At 62.5% G+C, this 21,363-nt stretch carries 22 protein-coding genes and 5 tRNA genes; 12 read left to right on the forward strand and 15 right to left on the reverse strand.

Translation table 11 applies throughout. The annotated features are described in order from the left end of the window. Positions 1-33 precede the first annotated feature (33 nt). Both D6Z43_RS08325 and D6Z43_RS27835 read left to right on the forward strand, forming a co-directional pair. A complete protein-coding gene (locus D6Z43_RS08325) occupies positions 34-1,164 on the forward strand; it encodes a PepSY domain-containing protein (protein WP_120651497.1) in 1,131 nt (376 codons plus the stop codon). Further along, a complete protein-coding gene (locus D6Z43_RS27835; RefSeq protein WP_162945818.1) occupies positions 1,161-1,334 on the forward strand; it encodes a hypothetical protein in 174 nt (57 codons plus the stop codon). Before D6Z43_RS08325 ends, D6Z43_RS27835 begins: the two co-directional genes overlap by 4 nt. A 109-nt stretch (positions 1,335-1,443) precedes the next feature. On the opposite strand, the gene D6Z43_RS08330 is transcribed toward D6Z43_RS27835, so the two are convergent. Together D6Z43_RS08330 and D6Z43_RS08335 are read right to left on the reverse strand one after the other, a co-directional pair. Further along, complete coding sequence (locus D6Z43_RS08330) at positions 1,444-1,632, reverse strand: hypothetical protein (protein ID WP_120651498.1); 189 nt, start codon at positions 1,630-1,632, stop codon at positions 1,444-1,446. A gap of 274 nt (positions 1,633-1,906) precedes the next feature. After that, positions 1,907-2,830 carry a LysR family transcriptional regulator gene (locus tag D6Z43_RS08335; RefSeq protein ID WP_120651499.1) on the reverse strand — a complete coding sequence of 308 codons (924 nt, stop codon included), beginning with the start codon at positions 2,828-2,830 and terminating at the stop codon, positions 1,907-1,909. 88 nt (positions 2,831-2,918) lie between these two features. On the opposite strand from D6Z43_RS08335, the gene D6Z43_RS08340 reads away from it, so the two are divergent. Continuing rightward, positions 2,919-4,058, forward strand: a complete 1,140-nt coding sequence (locus tag D6Z43_RS08340) for an SRPBCC family protein (protein ID WP_120651500.1) — start codon at positions 2,919-2,921, stop codon at positions 4,056-4,058. Between the two features lie 54 nt (positions 4,059-4,112). On the opposite strand, the gene D6Z43_RS08345 is transcribed toward D6Z43_RS08340, so the two are convergent. From D6Z43_RS08345 to D6Z43_RS08365, 5 genes are all read right to left on the reverse strand, one after another. Further along, a tRNA-Gly gene (locus tag D6Z43_RS08345) sits at positions 4,113-4,188 on the reverse strand. 13 nt (positions 4,189-4,201) lie between these two features. Continuing rightward, a tRNA-Glu gene (locus tag D6Z43_RS08350) sits at positions 4,202-4,277 on the reverse strand. A gap of 6 nt (positions 4,278-4,283) precedes the next feature. Next, a tRNA-Gly gene (locus tag D6Z43_RS08355) sits at positions 4,284-4,359 on the reverse strand. An 88-nt stretch (positions 4,360-4,447) separates the two neighbouring features. Continuing rightward, positions 4,448-4,523, reverse strand: a tRNA-Gly gene (locus D6Z43_RS08360). A gap of 5 nt (positions 4,524-4,528) precedes the next feature. After that, positions 4,529-4,604 (reverse strand) — tRNA-Glu (locus D6Z43_RS08365). Between the two features lie 229 nt (positions 4,605-4,833). Here D6Z43_RS08365 and D6Z43_RS08370 point away from each other — a divergent pair. Together D6Z43_RS08370 and D6Z43_RS08375 are read left to right on the forward strand one after the other, a co-directional pair. Beyond that, positions 4,834-5,604 (forward strand): hypothetical protein, encoded by a 771-nt coding sequence (locus tag D6Z43_RS08370; protein ID WP_120651501.1) that lies wholly within the window; start codon positions 4,834-4,836, stop codon positions 5,602-5,604. A 23-nt stretch (positions 5,605-5,627) separates the two neighbouring features. Continuing rightward, complete coding sequence (locus D6Z43_RS08375) at positions 5,628-6,290, forward strand: glutathione S-transferase family protein (RefSeq protein ID WP_120651502.1); 663 nt, start codon at positions 5,628-5,630, stop codon at positions 6,288-6,290. A gap of 64 nt (positions 6,291-6,354) precedes the next feature. Here D6Z43_RS08375 and D6Z43_RS08380 read toward each other — a convergent pair whose 3' ends face one another. Then, positions 6,355-6,837 (reverse strand): GAF domain-containing protein, encoded by a 483-nt coding sequence (locus tag D6Z43_RS08380; protein ID WP_120651503.1) that lies wholly within the window; start codon positions 6,835-6,837, stop codon positions 6,355-6,357. Further along, the gene (locus tag D6Z43_RS08385; protein ID WP_120651504.1) at positions 6,834-7,724 is read right to left on the reverse strand and encodes an ATP-binding protein; all 891 of its coding nucleotides are present in this window, start codon (positions 7,722-7,724) and stop codon (positions 6,834-6,836) included. The genes D6Z43_RS08380 and D6Z43_RS08385 overlap by 4 nt, the downstream gene beginning before the upstream one ends. 56 nt (positions 7,725-7,780) lie before the next feature. Between D6Z43_RS08385 and D6Z43_RS08390 the strand changes: the two genes are divergently transcribed. Beyond that, on the forward strand, positions 7,781-10,150 hold the full coding sequence (locus tag D6Z43_RS08390; protein ID WP_256660972.1) for a response regulator: 2,370 nt from the start codon (positions 7,781-7,783) through the stop codon (positions 10,148-10,150). On the opposite strand, the gene D6Z43_RS08395 is transcribed toward D6Z43_RS08390, so the two are convergent. The 3 genes from D6Z43_RS08395 to msrB all read right to left on the reverse strand — a co-directional run bounded on the left by D6Z43_RS08395 (position 10,131) and on the right by msrB (position 11,588). Beyond that, a complete protein-coding gene (locus tag D6Z43_RS08395) occupies positions 10,131-10,598 on the reverse strand; it encodes a MarR family winged helix-turn-helix transcriptional regulator (protein WP_120651505.1) in 468 nt (155 codons plus the stop codon). The two genes, D6Z43_RS08390 and D6Z43_RS08395, sit on opposite strands and share 20 nt — an antisense overlap. Continuing rightward, on the reverse strand, positions 10,595-11,080 hold the full coding sequence (locus tag D6Z43_RS08400; protein WP_120651506.1) for a glutathione peroxidase: 486 nt from the start codon (positions 11,078-11,080) through the stop codon (positions 10,595-10,597). Before D6Z43_RS08400 ends, D6Z43_RS08395 begins: the two co-directional genes overlap by 4 nt. 115 nt (positions 11,081-11,195) lie before the next feature. Next, positions 11,196-11,588, reverse strand: a complete 393-nt coding sequence (msrB, locus tag D6Z43_RS08405) for a peptide-methionine (R)-S-oxide reductase MsrB (protein WP_120651507.1) — start codon at positions 11,586-11,588, stop codon at positions 11,196-11,198. Positions 11,589-11,762: 174 nt separating this feature from the next. On the opposite strand from msrB, the gene D6Z43_RS08410 reads away from it, so the two are divergent. The 3 genes from D6Z43_RS08410 to htpX all read left to right on the forward strand — a co-directional run bounded on the left by D6Z43_RS08410 (position 11,763) and on the right by htpX (position 14,393). Then, a complete protein-coding gene (locus D6Z43_RS08410; protein WP_120651508.1) occupies positions 11,763-12,974 on the forward strand; it encodes a pyridoxal phosphate-dependent aminotransferase in 1,212 nt (403 codons plus the stop codon). Between the two features lie 6 nt (positions 12,975-12,980). Further along, on the forward strand, positions 12,981-13,433 hold the full coding sequence (locus tag D6Z43_RS08415) for a hypothetical protein (RefSeq protein ID WP_120651509.1): 453 nt from the start codon (positions 12,981-12,983) through the stop codon (positions 13,431-13,433). Positions 13,434-13,520: 87 nt separating this feature from the next. Then, positions 13,521-14,393: a protease HtpX gene (gene htpX / locus D6Z43_RS08420; protein ID WP_120651510.1), complete on the forward strand. Its 873-nt coding sequence runs from the start codon at positions 13,521-13,523 to the stop codon at positions 14,391-14,393. A 133-nt stretch (positions 14,394-14,526) separates the two neighbouring features. Here the strand turns inward: htpX and D6Z43_RS08425 are convergent, their stop codons facing one another. Further along, positions 14,527-15,183 carry a thiopurine S-methyltransferase gene (locus D6Z43_RS08425; RefSeq protein WP_120651511.1) on the reverse strand — a complete coding sequence of 219 codons (657 nt, stop codon included), beginning with the start codon at positions 15,181-15,183 and terminating at the stop codon, positions 14,527-14,529. Between the two features lie 99 nt (positions 15,184-15,282). On the opposite strand from D6Z43_RS08425, the gene D6Z43_RS08430 reads away from it, so the two are divergent. Continuing rightward, positions 15,283-16,050, forward strand: a complete 768-nt coding sequence (locus D6Z43_RS08430) for a class III extradiol ring-cleavage dioxygenase (RefSeq protein WP_120651512.1) — start codon at positions 15,283-15,285, stop codon at positions 16,048-16,050. A 116-nt stretch (positions 16,051-16,166) separates the two neighbouring features. Here the strand turns inward: D6Z43_RS08430 and D6Z43_RS08435 are convergent, their stop codons facing one another. Continuing rightward, positions 16,167-17,843: a DEAD/DEAH box helicase gene (locus D6Z43_RS08435; protein ID WP_120651513.1), complete on the reverse strand. Its 1,677-nt coding sequence runs from the start codon at positions 17,841-17,843 to the stop codon at positions 16,167-16,169. Positions 17,844-18,213: 370 nt separating this feature from the next. On the opposite strand from D6Z43_RS08435, the gene D6Z43_RS08440 reads away from it, so the two are divergent. Continuing rightward, entirely contained in the window at positions 18,214-19,005 is a 792-nt protein-coding gene (locus D6Z43_RS08440; protein ID WP_120651514.1) for a crotonase/enoyl-CoA hydratase family protein, read from the forward strand. A gap of 98 nt (positions 19,006-19,103) precedes the next feature. Here the strand turns inward: D6Z43_RS08440 and D6Z43_RS08445 are convergent, their stop codons facing one another. Further along, the gene (locus D6Z43_RS08445; RefSeq protein WP_120651515.1) at positions 19,104-19,850 is read right to left on the reverse strand and encodes a spermidine synthase; all 747 of its coding nucleotides are present in this window, start codon (positions 19,848-19,850) and stop codon (positions 19,104-19,106) included. A gap of 166 nt (positions 19,851-20,016) precedes the next feature. Between D6Z43_RS08445 and D6Z43_RS08450 the strand changes: the two genes are divergently transcribed. Then, the gene (locus D6Z43_RS08450) at positions 20,017-21,351 is read left to right on the forward strand and encodes an NAD(P)/FAD-dependent oxidoreductase (RefSeq protein WP_120651516.1); all 1,335 of its coding nucleotides are present in this window, start codon (positions 20,017-20,019) and stop codon (positions 21,349-21,351) included. Positions 21,352-21,363 lie beyond the last annotated feature (12 nt).

A 21,363-nucleotide genomic window follows, 5' to 3' on the forward strand; every position in this document is an offset into this window, starting at 1 on the left:
CCCTCCGGGGCGGCCCCTGATTCGGGAATCGCCATGCAAAGCCGCACCATCCGGCGCTGGTCCGTGATCCATACCTGGACCAGCCTGATCTGCACCGTCTTCCTACTGATGCTGGCCCTCACCGGCCTGCCGCTGATCTTCCACCACGAACTGGAGCACCTCCTGGGCGAAGCGCCCGAACTCCGCGAGATGGCTCCGGATACGCCGCATCTCGGGTTGCAGCAACTCGTGGAGGCTGCCCAGCGCCACCGCCCCGGTGAGGTGGTGCAGTACGTGGGCTATGAAAAAGACGAGCCCAACGGCGTGGTCGCCATTACCGCCGCCACCGCCGGCACCGAGCCCAACTCTTCTCACACCTTCATGCTCGACGCCCGCACCGGTGAGGCGCTTGCCATGCCGGCGGCCAACGGCGGCGTGCTGATGTTCATTCTGCGCCTGCACGTGGACATGTTCGCCGGGCTGCCGGGCAAGTTGCTGCTGGCGTTCATGGGCGTCCTCTTCGTCGTCGCCATTGTTTCCGGCGCGGTGCTGTACGCACCATTCATGCGCCGCCTCAAGTTCGCCGAGGTGCGCCACCACCGCTCAACCCGCACCCGCTGGCTGGACCTGCACAACCTGATTGGTATCGTCACCCTGACCTGGGCCCTGGTGGTGGGAGTCACCGGCGTCATCAGCGCCTGCGCCGACCTGCTGATCAGCGCCTGGCGGCAGGACGCACTGACCGCCCTGGTAGAGCCCTACCGCAATGCGCCTCCACTGACCGAACGCGCCCCGGTGAACAACGTCCTCACGATTGCCGCTAAAGCGCTGCCCGGCATGCAGGCGGATTTCATCGCCTTCCCCGGCACGCGTTTCTCTAGCGAGCATCACTACACGGTGTTCATGGTCGGCAGCGCTCACCTGACGGCCCATCTGTGGACGCCAGTGCTGATCGACGCACGAACCCTGGAGGTCACCGCCGTCGCGCAACGGCCCTGGTACATGGATGCCCTGGCGATGTCCCAACCCCTGCATTTTGGCGACTACGGCGGCCGCCCGATGCAAATGCTCTGGGCTGCGCTCGACGTTCTCACCATCCTCGTGCTGGGCAGCGGCCTGTATCTCTGGTGGGTACGCCAGCGGCGCAGTACCGGGGGACGAGCATCCGAGGAGGCCAGGGCATGAACTGGCGACAGTCCACCTTCACCCTGCCCCTGATCATCGGTCTGCTCGGCACCCTGGGGCTGTTCAGCGCCCTGCTGGGCGATGGTTGGTGGGACGCCCTGGCCTGGCTCGGCCTGGGGGTTCCCACGCTGCTTGGATGCTGGCCTCTATTGCGCCGCCCGCGCGAGTAGGCCTCTAGGCTCGACAGATTCGAGACGTAAAAAAGGCCCGCCCAGCATTGCCGGGCGGGCCTTCTTCATCGAGTGAGTAAATGCGCGGAGGCTTGGCCGCGGCTTCAGATCAACCCTGGCGGGCCTGCTCCGCGCGCTGTTTTGCAGCCACAGACTCTTGCTGCTTCTGCTCCAGCTGGACCTTGGCCAGACGCGCCTGCCAGCGTTGAGTCGTACGATCGCCGCCGCCGGCAGCCATGGCGGAAGTGGCCGAAAGGACGATGGTCAGGGCGGAAGCAAGGGCGATAACTTTTTTCATAATCAAACTCCGAACAACAAACAAGGCAAAGCGAAAAGCTCAAAGAAGGCCCGATCAAGGCGGCTGACTGCAGCACGCACGAGTACGCAAATGGCTACGGGCCAATGATCAATTCGGAAGATAGGACCAGCCCTAATCCCAATTCGTTCGCTAGCTAACTTGTTTTACGGGCAGCGGAGACCAGCCAGATCGCGCTGACGCCGGGAGCCTAGAGCACCCCGAACCGCCCGTCGGTCCACCTGCTGAAACCACTCCTTGCGAACCGCTGGACGGCTCAGGTAGCACCACTGGCGAGCGTCGCGCCGAGTTGCGCCAGTTGTTCGCGCAACCAGCCCAGCCCGGGCGCCAGTTCCTGCTGACGGTGCCAGATCAGACTCACCTGCACGGACGGCGTCTCCACCGGCAGCGGCGCTATTTCCAATGCGTAGATGGCGGCGAAGTGCTCGGCTAGCCGGCGTGGCACGGTGCCCAGCAGGTCAGAGCGCGCCACGATGGGCGGAATCGACAGGTAGTGGGGCACCTGCAGTCCCACCCGACGCTTGATCTTCGCCGAACCGAGCACTATCTCCAGCGGCGAGCCACGGCCTGCACGGGGCAGTATCAGCACATGCTGGCTGCCCAGATAGCCGTCGCGAGTGAGCCCACCTACGAAAGCCTTGTGCCCGGCCCGCCCTATCACCACCAGCTCCTCTTCCATCAGGGGTTGGTAACAGAGATCCGGGTTGTCGAAGTAGAGGTAGTCGATGGCCAGGTCCAGCTCACCGGTCGCCAGCCGTGTCAGCAGACTTTGGGCTTCATCGTCCTGCACCTCCAACACTACCCGCGGCGCTTCATGCCTCAGTTGCTCCAGCAACGCCGGCAACAGCATGGCCTGGGCGTAGTCGTTCATCGACAGCCGGAAGCAGTGCTCAGCCAAAGGATCGAAGACCTCCTGGGCACCCAGCCCGAGTTGCAGCAGGTTCAGCGCCTGGCGCACCGGCGCATAAAGAACCTGGGCATGGGCGGTAGGCGACATGCCGCGCGCAGTGCGCTTGAACAACGGCTCGCCCAGTTGGCTACGCAACCGCGCCAGGGCGTTGCTCACTGCAGGCTGACTCATATGCAAACGCGTGGCGGCCCGCGACAGGTTCTGTTCCTGCATCAGGGCGTCGAACACCAGCAGCAGGTTCAGGTCGATGCGGCGCAAATTCAGGATCATGAATAATGCTCATTTCGACTATCCATTATCGGAATAAAGCATTCACCACTATGCTCCCTGATATGTCAACAAGACTGCCGGAGCAGCCATGAGCCACGACACCCAGGCCTTTCGCGACCGCTATCGTGCGGGCATCCACCCCCTCTACAACGTCTGGCTGCATGGTGGTTTCGTGCTGCTTTACGGCGCGGCCTGCCTGGCCTTCTTCATCGGCAGCCTGAGCGACGTGAAGCCCTGGGAGTGGCTGGTCGTGCCGACCGCCCTGGTGTTCTTCAACTGGGGTGAGTACTCCATCCACAAAAACCTCGGGCACCACAAGACTCGCGCCGGCTCGATGTTCTACAAGCGCCACACCGGCGATCACCACAGCTTCTTCATTGCCGGAAAGATGACCTGGGAATCCGCCCGCGATTGGCGGGTAATCCTCTTTCCTGCCTGGCTTATCGTCTTCTACAGCATTGGCCTGTTTGCAGCCTGGTGGTTGCTGTCTTTCGTGAACACCAACGTCGCCGCACTCTTCGCCACCACGCTGCTGGCCGGATACCTGAGCTACGAGGTCTTCCACGCCTGCGAACACCTGCCCGCCAAACACCCCATCTCGCGCCTGCCATGGATCAGCCACATGCGCAGGCTGCACGAGCTTCACCACCGCCGCGACCTGATGCAGACCCACAACTTCAACCTCGTCTTCCCGCTGATGGACTGGCTCAAGGGCAGCCTGCACTGGGAACCACTGGAACAGGAGAACTCCATGACCCGAATGCAGCACGAAGTGGAAATCGCCCGAAGCCCGGAACTGGTCCTGGCCTACGCCAGTAGCGCCACTCGCTGGCCCGAGTGGCATCCCTCCTCCCTTCGCGTGGACGGGCCCGCCGGACCACTGCCAGCCGGCAGCCATTTCGAGGAAGACATCCACGCAGGCGGGCGCGCAGGACACCTGAGCTGGGATGTGACCGAGTACAGCCCCGGCCGGCTCTGGCGTGCCACCGCCAAAGGCACCCATGGGCTGGAACTGGTGCTGACCTACGAATGCGAAAGTAGCGGCAGCGGAACGCGGTTCGTCCGCACCCTGGAGTACGGTTTCTCCGGGCTGGCCATGCAGATCGCGAACTGGCTGGTGATGCGCAGCAAGATCGACCGAGAATCGGTCGAATCCATGAAGCAGCTGAAGGAGATGGCCGAACGCGCCATCGACAAGTCCTCGACTCGCCAGCACGACCTGGCCTGAATCGGAAACGCAAAAACGAAAACGCCGCTCGAATGAGCGGCGTTTTCGTTTAACTGGAGCGGGAAACGAGACTCGAACTCGCGACCCCGACCTTGGCAAGGTCGTGCTCTACCAACTGAGCTATTCCCGCATTTGACACAAAGTGGCGTCCCCTAGGGGACTCGAACCCCTGTTACCGCCGTGAAAGGGCGGTGTCCTAGGCCACTAGACGAAGGGGACTGAAATTGGAGCGGGAAACGAGACTCGAACTCGCGACCCCGACCTTGGCAAGGTCGTGCTCTACCAACTGAGCTATTCCCGCATGCAACTTTTACAGCCTGCACCTTTCGGTGCGTCCCTCAACCCTTATCGGGCTTGGGCAAGCAGGGCATTGGCTCTGCTTTTGAATCTGGAGCGGGAAACGAGACTCGAACTCGCGACCCCGACCTTGGCAAGGTCGTGCTCTACCAACTGAGCTATTCCCGCAAATATGGCGTCCCCTAGGGGACTCGAACCCCTGTTACCGCCGTGAAAGGGCGGTGTCCTAGGCCACTAGACGAAGGGGACGCGGCCCGGAACTTACAACAGCTTTCATGCTTCTTCCGGCTTCTCTGCGCTGCCTGGGCATCGCGTCGAAGTGGCGCGCATTCTATGGAGGCCATGAACACCCGTCAACCCCCTATCAAAAACTTTTTAAAATCAAAGACTTCTGCTCAAAATTTGATCCGCCTCTATGAGCGCCGGAGGCAAGCCTCTACACTCAGCCGCACCTTACAAGAACATCGGAGCCCTGCAGATGTCGCCACTCGTGATCACCCTGTTGATCGTTGTCGGTATCGTCATCCTCATCGTAATTGGCTACGTGAACCATATGGTGGAAAACAGCAAGCTGGAGAAGGCCCGCCTGAAAGCCGACCTCAGCGACCGTATCCGCCGCTGCGCAGACCTTTCCGAAACTCTCCCCGGCCAGATGGTCTCCCCTGACCTCAAACTGCTGCTGACTCGCCTGCAGTTACAACTCAGCGAGCGCCTGCTGCAAGTGGACAAGGGCGACAACGCCCTCAAGACGCGCTTGGAGCAGCTTCGCGCACTGGTCAGCCAGGGCGAGTCCATCCCGGTGAACAATCCGCCGCAAAAGATCCTCACCGAAGCCAAGGCCAAGGAAATCCGTTTCCAGCTGGAAAGCCTCCACGGCCAGATCACCCGTGCCGCCCAGGATGGCCAACTGCCCGCCAACGAAGCCAAGAGCCGGGTCCGGGATATCCGCGACATGCTCGTGCAGCTGCACGTGGAGTTCTTCACCAACCTAGGCCTCCAGGCCCTGCAGGAAAACCAGCCGCGCCAGGCTCGTCTCGCCTTCGAGCGAGGCGTCCAGTACCTGCAGAAGCAGCCAGACCCCGCCCGCTACCAGGATCGCCTGCAACAGATGAAGGCGCAGCTCGCCCGAGCCAACGCCCTTGTACTGGAGAACGCCCAACCCAGCGCCGACGAACCGAGCGAACTCACCGAAGGTCTGAAGTCACTGGATGACGAAGACACCTGGAAGAAGAAGAACATCTACGACTGATTCGCTCAGACGAGGACCTCCCGATGAGCCTGACCCTTTACGGCGCCCCGCTGTCCCCCTTCGTGCGCAAGGTTCGCCTTTATCTGTTGGAGAAAGGCCTGGATTACCAGTTGGAGGTAGTCTCGCCGTTCAGCCAGCCAAGCTGGTTCCGCGAACTGAGTCCGCTGGGCCGAATTCCCGCGCTGCGTGACGGCGACACCACCCTGGCCGACTCCAGCGTGATCTGCCAATACCTGGAAGAGAAGCACCCCGGCCTTGCACCTCTATATGGCCGTGACGCCGAAGAACGCGCCCGGGTGCGCTGGCTGGAAAAATATTCCGACTATGAACTGGCGCCCCTGGCCACCTTCGGTGTGTTCCGCAATCGCACGCTGAAACCGTCGATGGGCCAATCCTGTGACGAGGCCACGGTGCAAGCCGCACTCGTCGACAAGCTGCCGCCCCACTTCGACTACCTGGAAAGGTCCCTGGGCGACGCCGAATACTTCGTTGGCGAGCAACTGACCATGGCCGACCTCGCCTTCGCCACCCAATTGATCAACATGGAGCACGGCGGCGAACGCCTGGAAGCCGAACGCTGGCCGCGTCTGGCGGCGCACTATGAGCGCCTTGCCGCGCGCGAATCGGTCCAAGCGGTATTGCCGGGCGAACAGAAGATCCTCGCCAAGCTTGCTGGTCGCGCCTGATATCACGAGCACGACAAGCCGAAAAAAAGCCCGGACACGTCCGGGCTTCTTCATTGCACGGCAATCAGCAATCAGTCAGGCGCAGGAAAATCGCTGCCAACTGCTCGATACCGGCCTGGTCTTCTTCCTTGAAACGCGCCAGGTTCGGGCTATCCAGATCGAGCACGCCAATCAGGCGGCCATCCTTGACCAGCGGAATCACCAGCTCGCTGTTGGATGCGCTGTCGCAAGCAATGTGCCCCGGGAAGGCGTGTACATCCTCTACCCGCTGGGTTTCCCGAGTACGCGCCGCCGCGCCGCACACGCCCTTGCCGAAGGGAATGCGAACACAGGCGACCTTGCCCTGGAACGGGCCGAGCACCAGCTCTTCATTACGATTGAGGTAGAAGCCCGCCCAGTTCAGGTCCGGCAGTTCATTGAAGAGAAATGCGGAGAACTGCGAGCTGTTGGCGATGAAATCACGCTCGTCAGCCAACAGAGACTCCAGCTGTGCGGCCAGCAGCGCATAGCCGGAAAGGCCGCTTCCGGCCTGTTGCAGATCGATCATTTGGAAGACTCCAGCAAAACAAGCCCAACCCAGTGGCGGGCGAATTGATAGGCGCAGCGGCCGTTACGATTGCCGCGCCCAAGGGCCCAGCGAATCGCCAGTTTTTCCAGTTCCTCGCTCCATTCCCACTCCAGGGCCGCGGGTTCGGCCAGCACGTCGATCCAGTGACGGACTACGGCAAGGAAGTGGTCCTGGGTAAAGGGATAGAAGGACAACCAGAGGCCAAAACGGTCGGACAGTGCAATCTTGTCCTCAACCGCCTCGTTGGGATGCAACTCGCCATCGACCATCTGCCAATGTTCATTGTCGCTTTGCTTCTCCGGCACCAGGTGACGACGGTTGGACGTGGCGTAGAGCAGTACGTTGTCCGGGGCACGCTCCAGGGAGCCGTCCAGCACGCTCTTCAGCACGCGATAATCGCCCTCGCCCACCTCGAAGGACAGGTCGTCGCAGAACAGCACAAAGCGCTGCGGCAGGTTGGCCAGCTGTTCCACCACACGGGGCAGGTCAGCCAGGTGGTCACGTTCGATCTCGATCAGACGGAGGCCGGCACCGGCGTGCTCGGCCAGCAATGCGCGCACCAGCGAGGATTTTCCGGTTCCGCGGGCGCCCCACAGCAGCGCGTGGTTGGCCGGCAAGCCATCGACGAACTGACGGGTGTTACCGGCCAGTTGCTCGCGCTGCTTGTCGATACCGATCAGGTCGGCAAGAGACAGGTCCAGGCTCACGTCCAGCGGCTGCAGGTAGCCACTGCGACCATCGCGATGCCAGCGCGCAGCCAGGCTCTTCTGCCAGTCGATCACCGGGCGAGGCACCGGCAAAAGGGGTTCGAGGCGGGCCAGTACCGCATCGGCACGCTCGAGAATCTCAAACAGACGGGAATCCACGTTCAACTCCTTGTTCAGCCGCAGTCTTCAGGCGCTGCCGGCAGACCGGATAGGCTATGCTTGGCAAGCCCTCGGAACAAGGCCAAATCCCACGTCCCATGGATATTCCGCTGACACAACGGCTGTCGTTCAAGCAGGCCAGCCTGACGGTGCTGGTGGCGTTCCTACTGGGTACCGTTCTCAGCATCGTTCAGGTCGCCAGCGACTACTTCAACGAGAACGAGTCGATCGATCGCGAGATCAAAGCCCTGCTCGAAATCGCCCACAGCCCCGCCGCGCGCATCGCCTACAACATCGACGCCGAACTGGCCCAGGAACTGGTGCTCGGCCTGCTGCGCTCGCCCGCGGTGATCCGCGCCGAGATCGTCGACAACAACGGGGCGATGCTCGCCAGCGTGGGCCGGCCACGAGCCGAAAGCGATTTCCGCATTTTCAGTGACTACCTGTTCGGCGAACGTCGCGAGTTCGAGGACCCCCTCTACATCGTCCACGCGCCCAATGAGACCCTGGGCGTGCTCCGTCTGGAAGTGGACACCTTCGCCTTCGGCAACCACTTCCTGCGCCGCGCCATGATCACCTTGCTGAGCGGCTTCGTGCGCAGCTTGCTGCTGTCGCTGATCCTCCTGGTGCTCTTCTACAGCATGCTGACCAAGCCCCTGGTGGAGCTGATTCGCGGGCTCAGCGAGCGCGACCCGCGCGCCTCGCCGGACGCCAAGCTGCCCTACCCGCCCGGCCACGAGCACGACGAGATCGGCGTGCTCGTGGAAGTCATCAACCGCCAGTTGGCCAGCCTGGCGACCGAGATGCAGCAGCGGCGCGATGCGGACCAGCGCCTGAACCAGTACCTGGCCGAACTGGAAGACATCGTCTCGGCACGCACCGCCGAGCTGAAGGCTGCCAACAGCCGCCTCAGCCGCTACAACCAGGAGCTCGAGGTGGCGCGCAGCACCGCTCTGGAAATGGCCAAGGCCCGCGCCGCCTTCCTCGCCAACATGAGCCACGAGATCCGCACTCCGCTCAATGGCCTGCTGGGCATGCTCGACCTGGCCCTCGACGGTCCGCTGAACAACGAGCAACGCCGCCAGCTACAAATTGCCCACGATTCCGGCAGCGTGCTGGTGGAACTGCTCAACGACATCCTCGACCTCTCCAAGTTCGAAGCCGGCCAACTGGAGCTGGAACAGATTCCCTTCGACCTGGGCACGCTGCTGGAAGACACCGCCAACCTCCTGTCGCAGAACACTGCCCCCGGCGTCGAACTCACCTGTCTGATCGATCCGAAGCTCCCATCACTGGTGGTCGGCGACCCAACAAGGGTGCGCCAGGTGATCAGCAACCTTCTGTCCAACGCCCTCAAGTTCACCCGATTCGGCCGCGTCGACCTGCGCGCCGCCCCCAGTCCCGGCGGCGTTCTGATCACCGTGCGCGACACGGGCATCGGCATCTCCGCCGAAGCCCTGCCCAAGCTGTTCCAGCCCTTTTCACAAGGTAGCGCCGGCATTACCCGGCAATTCGGCGGCACGGGCCTGGGCCTGGCGCTGACCCGCCATCTCTGCGAAGCCATGCAAGGGCAACTGGACGTCAAATCACAAGAAGGCGTGGGTAGCATGTTCAGTGCCGAGCTGCCGCTGGTGGAGCACAGCCCGGCTGAGCCACGCTCGCCCATGCAAGGCAAAGTCGTCGCCCTGTGCGGCGCGAAGAGCGGCCTGGCGGAATTGCTGGGCATCTGGCTCCCGCTCTGGGGCCTGAAGTTCGAGCGGCGCGACAGAGATGCCGACCTTGCAGACGTGCAGGCGGACCTGCTGATCAGCGACGACCCAGATTGCCTGGAGCATGTACGCCGTAGCGCGCAGATTCCGATCCTGCTGGTAACCGGCTACGGCAGTTTCCTGCCACCGCCGCGGGCCGCGACCCTGACGCCGCTGCATCAACTGGCGCGCCCCTTGTCACGCGCGGCGTTGCACCAGGCGCTGCAACGGGTACTGCTGAAACTCCCGGAGGATGCGCCGGCCATTGCCGCACAAGCGGAAGAGCCGCAGCTTCGCCATGCACGCGTTCTGCTGGTGGAAGACAACGCGGTGAACCAGCTCGTGGCCAAGGGCATGCTGGCCAAACTGGGCTGCGAGGTATTGCTGGCGGGCCACGGAGCCGAGGCACTGAGCCGCCTGGAGCAAACGACCGTCGACCTGGTACTAATGGACTGCAACATGCCGGTGATGGATGGCTACGAAGCCACCCGGCGTATTCGCCAGAGCGGGCGCTGGCACGACCTGCCGATCATAGCCCTGACCGCCAACGCCCTGCCGGACGAGCGCGAACGCTGCCGCGCCGCCGGCATGGACGACTATCTGGCCAAGCCCTTCCGCCGCGAAGAGCTGGTTGCCCTGCTCGACACGTGGTTGCCGGCTACCCAGGCAACCCCATGAGCTGACCCAGCAACTCGCCGAGACGCGCACGCAATTCCGCCATCTCATTGAGATCCAGACCACTGGAGCAGATCAGCTCATCGCGCAGGGGCATCACCTTCTCCCGCAAGGCAATCCCCCCCTCCGTCAACGCCAGGTGCACTTCACGTTCGTCATGAGCCGCACGACGACGACGCACGAGACCGAGCTGCTCCAGGCGCTTGAGCAACGGCGTGAGGGTGCCCGAATCCAGCAACAAACGCTCGCCAAGAGCCTTGACCGTGGGCTGCTCGGGCGGACGTGCGTGCCACTCCCAAAGCACTAGCATGGCCAGGTACTGCGGGTAGGTCAGGCCAAGGGACTCCAGCAGCGGCCGGTATCCGCGGATCACCGCACGGGACGCTGCGTAGAGTTTGAAGCACAGCTGGTTGTCCAGCAGGAGCTCGGGCTCGATCGATGGTGCGTTCATTTCAGCAGGGCTTCGATCTCGGTGCTGATCTCTTCCGGCTTGGTGGTCGGCGCGAAGCGCTTGATCAGTTGGCCATCCTGGCTGATCAGGAACTTGGTGAAGTTCCATTTGATGCCCTGGCTACCCAGTAGGCCAGGCGCACGCTTCTTCAGTTGCACATAGAGCGGGTGGGCATTCGAGCCGTTCACGTCGATCTTCTTGAACAGCGGGAAGCTGACGCCGAAGTTCAGCTCGCAGAACTCACTGATGGCGCCTTCGTCACCCGGCTCCTGCTTACCGAACTGGTTGCAGGGGAAGCCCAGCACTACCAGCCCCCTGTCCTTGTACTGCTGCCAGAGGTTTTCCAGGCCTTTGTATTGCGGGGTGAAGCCGCACTTGCTTGCGGTATTGACCACCAGCAGCGCCTTGCCGCCGAAGTCCGAAAGGGTCTTCTGCTCGCCTTTGATGGTGGTAACGGGGATATCGAGAATCTTGTCGCTCATGGTTGGAACCTGCTCAGGAAGAAATCCAGCAAAAAGTAGCTCTCAATTAAATTGCGTGCAATTTATTTTTACTATGAAAAGGCCCGCTAGATGGCGAGCCTTTCCAGATGAGCGTTCAGCGTGGCTCGAGCTTCAGCGACACCGAATTGATGCAGTAACGCATGCCAGTGGGTCGCGGACCATCGGGAAAGACGTGTCCCAGATGGGAATCGCAGCGGGCACAGCGCACTTCGATGCGATGCATGCCGTGGCTGAAATCCTCGCGCTCGGTGATGACGTCCTTGCTCACCGGCTGGAAGTAACTCGGCCAACCGCTTCCGGAGTCGTACTTCGCATCGGAGTCGAACAGCGCCTCGCCGCAGCAGGAGCAGTGATAGATGCCCGGGGTCTTGGTGGCGTAGTACTCGCCAGTGAATGCACGCTCGGTGCCACCCAGGCGGCAAACGTGGAACTGGGTTTCGGAAAGCTCCTCGCGCCAGCTTTCCAGGGGTTTCTCAAGCTTGTCCATGACAGTCCTCGGCAGTGTTAAAAAAGCCCGGTCCCGACCTTTTCGGGTCAACGGGCCGCACGTATCATGCGCGATTCATCAGACGCCAGTCTGGCAGCGGCGTTACAGGCTGCCAAGGCGCATCGATCCCCGTCGCCTCGCGCGACTCTTTTCACCTCGGGACAGTTACGCATCATGCAGGTCAGCAAATCGAACAAGCTCGCCAACGTCTGCTACGACATTCGCGGACCGGTGCTCAAGCACGCCAAACGCCTGGAAGAGGAAGGCCACCGCATCCTCAAGCTGAACATCGGCAACCCGGCGCCGTTCGGTTTCGAAGCCCCGGAGGAAATCCTCCAGGACGTGATCCGCAACCTGCCGACCGCCCAGGGCTACAGCGACTCCAAGGGCCTGTTCAGTGCGCGCAAGGCCGTGATGCAGTACTACCAGCAGAAGCAGGTGGAAGGCATCGGCATCGAGGACATCTACCTCGGCAATGGCGTGTCCGAGCTGATTGTGATGTGTATGCAGGCACTGCTGAACAACGGTGACGAGGTCCTGATCCCGGCGCCCGACTATCCGCTCTGGACTGCCTCGGTGAGCCTCGCCGGTGGCAAGCCGGTGCATTACCTGTGCGACGAGCAGGCCAACTGGTGGCCGGACCTGGATGACATCAAGGCCAAGATCACCCCGAACACCAAGGCCATGGTGATCATCAACCCGAACAACCCCACTGGCGCCGTGTATTCGAAGGAAGTCCTCGAGGGCATGGTGGAACTGGCGCGCCAGCACAACCTGGTGGTCTTCTCCGACGAGATCTACGACAAGATCCTCTACGACGAAGCGGTTCATATCTCCACCGCCTCCCTGGCGCCGGACGTGCTCTGCCTGACCTTCAACGGCCTGTCCAAGTCCTACCGCGTGGCCGGCTTCCGTTCTGGTTGGGTGGCCATCTCTGGCCCGAAGCAGAAAGCCCAGAGCTACATCGAAGGAATCGACATCCTCGCCAACATGCGCCTGTGCGCCAATGTGCCGAGCCAGCACGCGATCCAGACCGCACTCGGCGGCTACCAGAGCATCAATGACCTGGTTTTGCCTAACGGCCGCCTGCTGGAACAGCGCAACCGTGCCTGGGAGCTGCTCAATGACATCCCCGGTGTCAGCTGCGTGAAACCCATGGGCGCGCTCTACGCCTTCCCGAAGATCGACCCCAAGGTCTGCCCGATCCACAACGACGAGAAGTTCGTTCTCGACCTGCTGCTCTCCGAGAAGCTGCTGATCGTCCAGGGCACTGCCTTCAACTGGCCGTGGCCCGACCACTTCCGCGTGGTCACCCTGCCCCGCGTCGACGACCTGGAGCAGGCGATCGGCCGTATCGGCAGCTTCCTCAAGTCCTACCGTCAGTAACGTCCCATGGACTTGCAGATCGACGACTTCTACAAGGACTGCGCCACCGGCCTGCTACAGCTGTATCAGGCCTTTCCAAGGCGGGTCGCGCTCTATGTGGAAGACCTGATCGGCCCATCCGAGCCGGATGAATTCGGCCTGCCCAGCAAGCGCCACGAAAGCTGCCTGGGCGCCCTCCTCTGGCTCGCGGATGAGGGTTACCTGCGCTTCGACAGCACCATTCACTTCGAAGCGCTGGACCAGGCGGTGCTCACCGAGAAAGGCTTTCTTCGGCTCTCCCGCGCCCTGCCCGACGCGCTGGACAATGCGGAAAACCTGCCGATCAGCATCCTGCGGGTCCGTGCCAGCCTTGCGCAGCAATTGCGCGAGGCACTCCGCAGTTCCGACAGCGAACGCCTCGTGCACCTGACTCGGCTAATCTTCGATAGCAGTGCGAAGGCTTCAGGCGACATAGTTTGAAATAGTCCCCGGTTGAATACGCCAGGGCCGCCCCTTATATACCCCGCATACCAAACCGCTTTCCGCCGTGAGGAGATTGTTCCAATCATGATGCGCATTCTGTTGTTCCTGGCCACAAACCTTGCAGTCCTGGTGATTGCCAGCATCACGCTGAAACTGCTGGGCGTAGACCGTTTCACCGGCCAGAACTACGGCAGCCTGCTGGTCTTCTGCGCCGTGTTCGGTTTCGCCGGCTCGCTGGTTTCGCTGTTCATCTCCAAGTGGATGGCGAAAATGAGCACCGGCACTGAAATCATCACCCAGCCGCGCACTCGCCACGAACAGTGGCTGCTGCAGACCGTCGAACAACTGTCCCGCGAAGCCGGCATCAAGATGCCGGAAGTCGGCATATTCCCCGCATACGAAGCGAACGCGTTCGCCACCGGCTGGAACAAGAACGACGCGCTGGTGGCCGTGAGCCAAGGCCTGCTGGAGCGATTCTCCCCCGACGAAGTGAAGGCCGTGCTGGCCCACGAGATCGGTCACGTCGCCAATGGCGACATGGTCACCCTGGCACTGATCCAAGGAGTGGTGAACACCTTCGTGATGTTCTTCGCGCGCATCTTCGGCAACTTCGTCGACAAGGTGATCCTGAAGAACGAGGAAGGTCCGGGCATCGGCTACTTCATCGCCACCATCTTCGCTGAACTGGTCCTGGGCATCCTCGCCAGCATCATCGTCATGTGGTTCTCGCGCCGCCGCGAATTCCGCGCCGATGAAGCCGGCGCCAACCTGGCCGGCACCAACGCGATGATCGGAGCCCTGCAGCGCCTGCGCGCCGAGCAAGGCGTGCCGGTACAAATGCCTGACAGCCTGACTGCCTTCGGCATCAACGGCGGCCTGAAGCATGGCCTCGCCGGCCTGCTGATGAGCCACCCGCCGCTGGAAGACCGCATCGAGGCCCTGCGCCGCCGCGGCTGAAACGAATCACACTGACTTGGGCGGCCAATTGGCCGCCCTTTTTTTGCCTGCGGGCTGGCTCCGAAACGAAGGTTGTGGCTGGGCTTAGCGAAGGCCAGCATTTCGTGCCCCAACGTGAACACGCAGCGAAAGGTTATCTGCGTCTCAGACGGAACACCGGTTCATGCAGGCTATCAAGCCCGCGAGAGGCGAACTTCCAGTTCTTCTCCAGCACGTCGTTGCGCTCCAGCATCTCCACCTCCCAGCTCGCCGCCAGATGCCTGCGCACTTCGGATTCGGGCACCGAGAACGGCGGACCCTCGAGGCGCGCCTGCTCGTAGTCCAGCGTCACCATCAGTCCGTCACAGCGCGCGGGCAGGATGCGATGCAGGTGCGCCATATAGTCATCACGCATCGAGGGCGGCAGCGCAATCAGCGCAGCGCGATCGTAGAGTGCCTGACAATCGGCGACATCAGCAGCGGTGACGGCGAAGAAGTCACCCTGGAGAATCTCGATGTCACCCATGCTATAGCGGCGCAGCGCGCCCTGTTGCGATACATCGGGGGTCAGCCCCTGCTCGGTAAAGAAATCCTCCACCGCACGCTCGGCCAGCTCGACACCCAGCACTTTGTGGCCCTGCCCTGCCAGCCAGACCAGGTCCAGGGTCTTACCACAAAGCGGCACCAGCACCTGGCAACCCTGCGCCAGACCCAGCTTCGGCCAGTAGCGCTCGAGATAGGGATTGATCTCGCGCAGGTGGAAACCGATCTGATTCTGCGCCCAGCGCGACTGCCAGAACTGCTCGTCCATGAAACCTCCATCAATTCGATCAAATCGCTCAAATATTTATGCTGGATATCGATATATCCAGCCCGGATGATGCCGGAATCCTACCGGAGGAATTCCGAAATGCTACCCAGCCTCTACATCTCCCACGGCTCCCCCATGCTCGCCCTGGAGCCCGGCGAAAGCGGCCCGGCACTCAAAGCCCTGGCTGACGCGCTGCCCCGCCCCAAGGCGATCCTGGTGGTTTCCGCCCACTGGGAAAGCAATCAGCTGCTGTTGAGCGGCGCTGCGCACCCGGAAACCTGGCACGACTTCTACGGCTTTCCACCGCCGCTCTACGCCGTGCAATACCCAGCGCCCGGAGCGCCCGAGCTGGCCGAAGAAATCGCCGGCCTGCTGACCGAGGCCGGTCTCCCTGCTGGCATCGACGCGGAACGCCCCTTCGACCATGGCACCTGGGTCCCACTGTCGTTGATGTATCCGGATGCCGCTATTCCGGTGGTCCAGCTGTCATTGCCGAGCCGTCTTGGCCCTGCCTTTCAGACTCGCGTCGGCCATGCCCTGGCAGACCTGCGCCAACGCGGAATCCTGCTGATTGGCTCAGGCAGCATCACCCACAACCTGGGCGAACTGGACTGGCATGCAGGCCCCGAAGCTATCAAGCCCTGGGCAAAGGAATTCCGCGACTGGATGGTGGCGCACCTCGCAGCCGACGATGAAGCAGCCTTGCATGACTACCGTAGACTGGCGCCCCATGCCGCACGCAACCACCCACGGGACGAGCACCTGCTGCCGCTCTATTTCGCCCGAGGCGCTGGCGACCGCTTCGGCCTGGTGCACAGCGGCTTCACGCTGGGAGCCCTAGGGATGGATATCTATCGGTTCGACTGAACGGCGATGCTCTGTTTAGGGGCGAATGAATTCGCCCCTAAATAGAATCGATAACTCAACAACGGACACAAAAAAGCCCCGCTAATGCGGGGCTTTCCTGTTTACGGCTATGCGAATCAATCTTCGCGATAGCGACGCAGCTTCAGCTGCTTGCCGGCGACTCGCGTGTCCTTCAGCTTGCCCAGAAGGCGATCGAGGCCTTCTTCCGGCAGTTCGATCAGACTGAAGGTTTCGCGGATCTGAATGCGACCGATGGCGTCGCGGGCAATGCCGCCCTCATTGAGGATGGCACCCAGCAGGTTCTTCGCGGCGATGCCGTCGCGAGTACCCAGGGCGGTACGGCAACGCACACGGCCTTCGGCCAGCGGCATGGGCGCACGGCGCTCGCGGTACTCACCACGCTCACTACGCTCGCCACCGTCACGCTCGCGACGCTCACGCGGCTGGGAGCTCGGCACCAGAGGTTGCTCACGCTCGACGTCGGCAAGGTTGAGCGCCTGGCCATTGGTGGCCTTGCGCAGCAGCGCCGAGGCCAGGGCTCGCGGGCTGCAACCGATATCGGCGATCAGGCGATCAAGCAGCTCGCCGTGGCTGGCTTCAGCATCGGCCACAAGCGGATTGAGGCTGGTGGTGAGCTTCTTGATGCGCGCGTCCAGAACCTGTTGGGCGTTGGGCAGGCGCACTTCAGCGACCTTCTGGCCAGTCACACGCTCGATCACTTGCAGCATGCGGCGCTCGCGCGGGGTCACCAGCAGCAGCGCGCGACCGTCACGGCCGGCTCGGCCGGTACGGCCGATACGGTGCACGTAGGATTCCGGATCGTAGGGCATGTCCACGTTGAACACGTGGGTGATGCGCGGCACGTCGATACCGCGAGCGGCAACGTCGGTGGCGACCACGATGTCCAGACGGCCATCCTTCAGCGACTCGATCACCCGCTCACGCTGGTTCTGAGCGATGTCACCGTTCAGCGCGGCGGCTTTGTAGCCCTTGGCTTCCAGCGCGCTGGCCAGGTCCAGGGTGGCCTGCTTGGTACGCACGAAGGCGATAAGCGCGTCGAACTCCTCGACTTCCAGCAGACGCAGGACGGCTGCGGTCTTCTGGTCCGCGTGGACCATCAGGTGAGCCTGCTCGATGCGCGCCACGGTCTGGGTCTTGGCGGCGATCTTGACGTGTTGCGGGTTCTGCAGGTGACGCTCGGCGATGGAACGGATCGACGGCGGCAGGGTCGCGGAGAACAGCACGCTCTGGCGGCTTTCCGGGAGTGCTTCGAAGATTACTTCGAGGTCGTCCATGAAGCCGAGCTTGAGCATTTCATCCGCTTCGTCCAGCACCAGTTGCTGCACGGTGGCGAGCATCTTGTCATCGCGACGCAGGTGGTCGCACAGACGGCCGGGGGTAGCCACGATTACCTGGGCACCCTGGCGCAGGGCCTTGAGTTGCGGCCCCATGGGCGCGCCGCCGTATACGGCGACCACGTTCAGGCCTGGCATCTGCTTGGCGTAGGTTTCGAAAGCGGTGGCAACTTGCAGTGCGAGCTCGCGGGTCGGTGCCAGGATCAGCGCCTGCGGCTCTCGTTTGGCCGGATCGATGCGCGACAGGATCGGCAGCGCGAAGGCTGCAGTCTTGCCGGTACCGGTCTGGGCCTGGCCAATCATGTCGTGACCGGCAAGGATTACCGGAATCGATTGGGCCTGGATGGGGGACGGCTCTTCATAGCCAACCGCGGCAATAGCAGCTAGTACGTTGGGATGAATGCCGAGCGCGGCGAAAGTGCCGATTTCCTGGGTCATGGGTCTGCCTCGTGTGCATCCGCAAAGACCCTTGTTCCATGGCTGCACATGCCGTGAAGGACCTTGTGGGTCACCCTGGCAGCCTGGTAGAGAATTTGCGTGATCGCTTTATTGGGAATGGATGAATCGTCAAGGGTAGTCCGCTGCGCGGACTTGCAGCCGAAGGCAAAGTGCCTCGGAAAAAAACGCAGTACTTGAACGGGGCCGTCAGTTGGCCGGCGCGCATCATACAGGAAATATCTCGCCAGCGTGCAGATTTTTCTACACCTCCGCAACTGCTCCGCCAGACGGTTCGGGCCAATGGACAAGCCCTTTACGCGGGTCTATATCCCACCTGCCCAGTTTCCACTCCCACAAAGGAAAGCCATCCATGTCCACCAGTTCCGCCGGCCGCGTCAGTCGTGAGAAGCGCGGCCACATCATGCTGATCGGCCTTGACCGCACGCCCAAGCGCAATGCCTTCGACCAGGCGATGCTGGATGATCTGGTACTGGCCCTGGGCGAGTACGAACGGGACGACGATGCTCGCTGCGCGCTGGTATTCGCCCATGGCGAGCATTTCACCGCCGGGCTGGACTTGGCCAGTGTCGGTGACACCTTCAGGCAGGGCTGGCAGCTACCGACAGGCGCCATCGACCCCTGGGGCACCTTCGGTGGCCCACGCCTGACCAAGCCACTGATGGTCGCGGTGCAAGGCTACTGCTACACCATCGGCATCGAACTGATGCTGGCGGCCGACATCAATCTCTGCGCCAGCAACACTCGCTTCGCCCAGATGGAAGTACAGCGCGGCATCTTTCCCTTCGCCGGCGCCACCTTGCGACTGCACCAGATAGCTGGCTGGGGCAACGCCATGCGCTGGCTGCTCACCGGCGACGAATTCGACGCCCACGAAGCCTATCGCCTGGGCCTTGTGCAGGAAGTTCTCGCCAGCGAAGACCTGCTGCCTCGCGCCATCTGGCTCGCCGAGCGCGTGGCGGCCCAGGCGCCACTGGGCATCCGTGCCACCCTGGCGTCGGCGCACCAGACTCTGGATGACGGCGAGAAATTAGCGGCCGCCGCTCTTCAGGCCACGGCACAACAACTCCTGGCCACCGAGGATGCCAAGGAAGGCCTGCGCGCGATGCTGGAAAAGCGGGAGGGGAAATTCAAGGGGAAATAACCAACATTCTGCAGGAGCGAGCTTGCTCGCGAAGGATCGTGCCTGGGCTGTTCGCGAGCAAGCTCGCTCCTACCTCATCACCCCATCCACCCGAGGTTTCAACTCGCCGGCCTCACCACATCCAGCAGCGATTGCAGTGAGTACCCCAGGCTCGGCGCCAAAGCCTCGGCTTTCGCCTGGAGCGCGTCACGATCCAGCACCTGATCCAGGTCGGCTGGCACGAACAGCACCACATTGCCTTCCTTCACCGGGCACTCCCAGTAGTGGCGATGAAAAAGCCCGCGCAGCAGAGCGGCACCCAGGGGTTTGCCGTCCTCCGCCGCCCATTGGTTGATCACCAGCCAGCCGCCGGGGCTGAGGCGTTTCTGACAGGCGCCGAGGAAGTTCCACGCCAGGTGGCCAACGCCCGGTCCGTGGTCGGTGTAGAGATCGACGAAGATCAGGTCCGCCGGCTCCGCGCTGTCGAGCAATTCAAGGGCGTCACCAATACGCACGTAAAGGCGGGGATCGTCGGTCAGGCCGAGATACTCCATGGCCAGCCTTGGCACATCCGCGCGCAGCTCGATCACTTCCACATCTTCCAGCGACAGGAACTTCAGGCAGGCCTGAGTCAGCGTCCCGGCCCCAAGGCCGAGGAACAATGCGTTTTCCGGTGCCGAATGACAGAGTGCGCCCAGCAGCATGGCGCGGGTGTAGTCGTACTCCAGCCAGGCCGGATCGGCCGTGAACACGCAGCTCTGCTCCACCGCTTCGCCGAATTCGAGGATGCGATAAGGGCCGACTTCGTAGACGCGGATCACGCCGAATTCATCATGCACTTCCGCGAGCAGGCGCTCCTCGGACATCAAGTCATCACTCCTTCAAGGCCGGCGCTGACAATTCGCACCAACCCGGCGCAACACCGGCGCCTATTGCCATTGAAGCCGGAGCAGGTGCTCCCGGCATAATCCGAACCGCACGCCCCAAGGGCGAAAACCGCACAAGAATAACAGCGCAGAGGTCGAACCCAGCATGTACGCCATCATCGGCGCGGGCCCAATGGGCCTGTGCAGCGCCCGCCAGTTACAGAAACACGGCATTCCCTTCATTGGCTTCGAACTGAACGGCGATGTCGGCGGCCTCTGGGACATCGACAACCCCCACAGCACCATGTACGACTCGGCGCACCTGATCTCCTCCAAGCGCACCACCGAGTTCACCGAGTTCCCAATGGATGCCGAGGTGGCGCCCTATCCGCACCACAGCGAGATGCGCCGCTACTTCCGTGATTACGCGAAAAACTTTGACCTCTACAAGCATTTCCGTTTCAACACCCGCGTGCTTCGCCTGGAACGCCAGGAACAGGGCTGGAAACTGGTCAGCGAAACGGATGGCCAGCGCCGTGAAGATCATTTCGACGGCGTGCTGATCGCCAACGGCACCTTGCACACACCCAATCGCCCCGCCCTGCCCGGCCAGTTCGACGGCGAACTGCTGCACTCGGCGGATTACCGCTCGCCGGCGATTTTCGACGGCAAGCGCGTGTTGCTGGTGGGTTGCGGAAACTCCGCCTGCGACATCGCGGTCGATGCCGTGCACCGCGCAACCTCGGTCGACCTCTCGGTGCGCCGCGGCTACTACTTCCTGCCCAAGTTCATCTTGGGCCGCCCGACCGATACGTTCGGCGGCGCCGTGAAGCTCCCCCGCCGGCTCAAGCAACTGGTCGATGGACTGCTCGTCCGCGCGCTGGTTGGCAAGCCGTCACAGTACGGTCTGCCCGACCCCGACTACCGGCTCTACGAATCCCACCCAGTCATGAACTCCCTGGTGCTCCACCACCTGGGCCATGGCGATATCAAGGCGCGCCCGGACATTTCCCGAATCGACGGCCGCAGCGTGACCTTCAGCGACGGTCGCCAAGCCGAGTACGACCTGATCCTGCAAGCCACCGGCTACAAGCTGGATTACCCCTTCATCGAGCGCGCCGAGCTGAACTGGCCTGAGCGCGCCGGTGCGCCGCAGCTCTACCTGAACATCTTCCACCCCGAGTACGACGACCTGTTCATGATGGGCATGGTCGAGGCCTCCGGCCTGGGTTGGCAGGGCCGCGCGGAGCAAGCCGAGCTGGTGGCCCTGTACATTCGCCAGTTGCAATCCGGCAGCCCGTCGGCCCGATCCTTCCAACAGTTCAAGCGCGAGCGCGCCGGACTGCGCCTGGACGGCGGATACCAGTACCTGGAACTCGAACGCATGGCCTACTACGTCCACAAGGACAGCTACCGCACCACCATCGCCATGCACACCGCAGAACTGCGCAAGGACCTGGCCACCAGCAGCCAGCCCATGACCGCCCAGAACCTGGCCTGACGCGGAGGCGAA

Origin of the sequence: Pseudomonas sp. DY-1, assembly GCF_003626975.1 — a bacterium.
GTDB lineage: Bacteria > Pseudomonadota > Gammaproteobacteria > Pseudomonadales > Pseudomonadaceae > Metapseudomonas.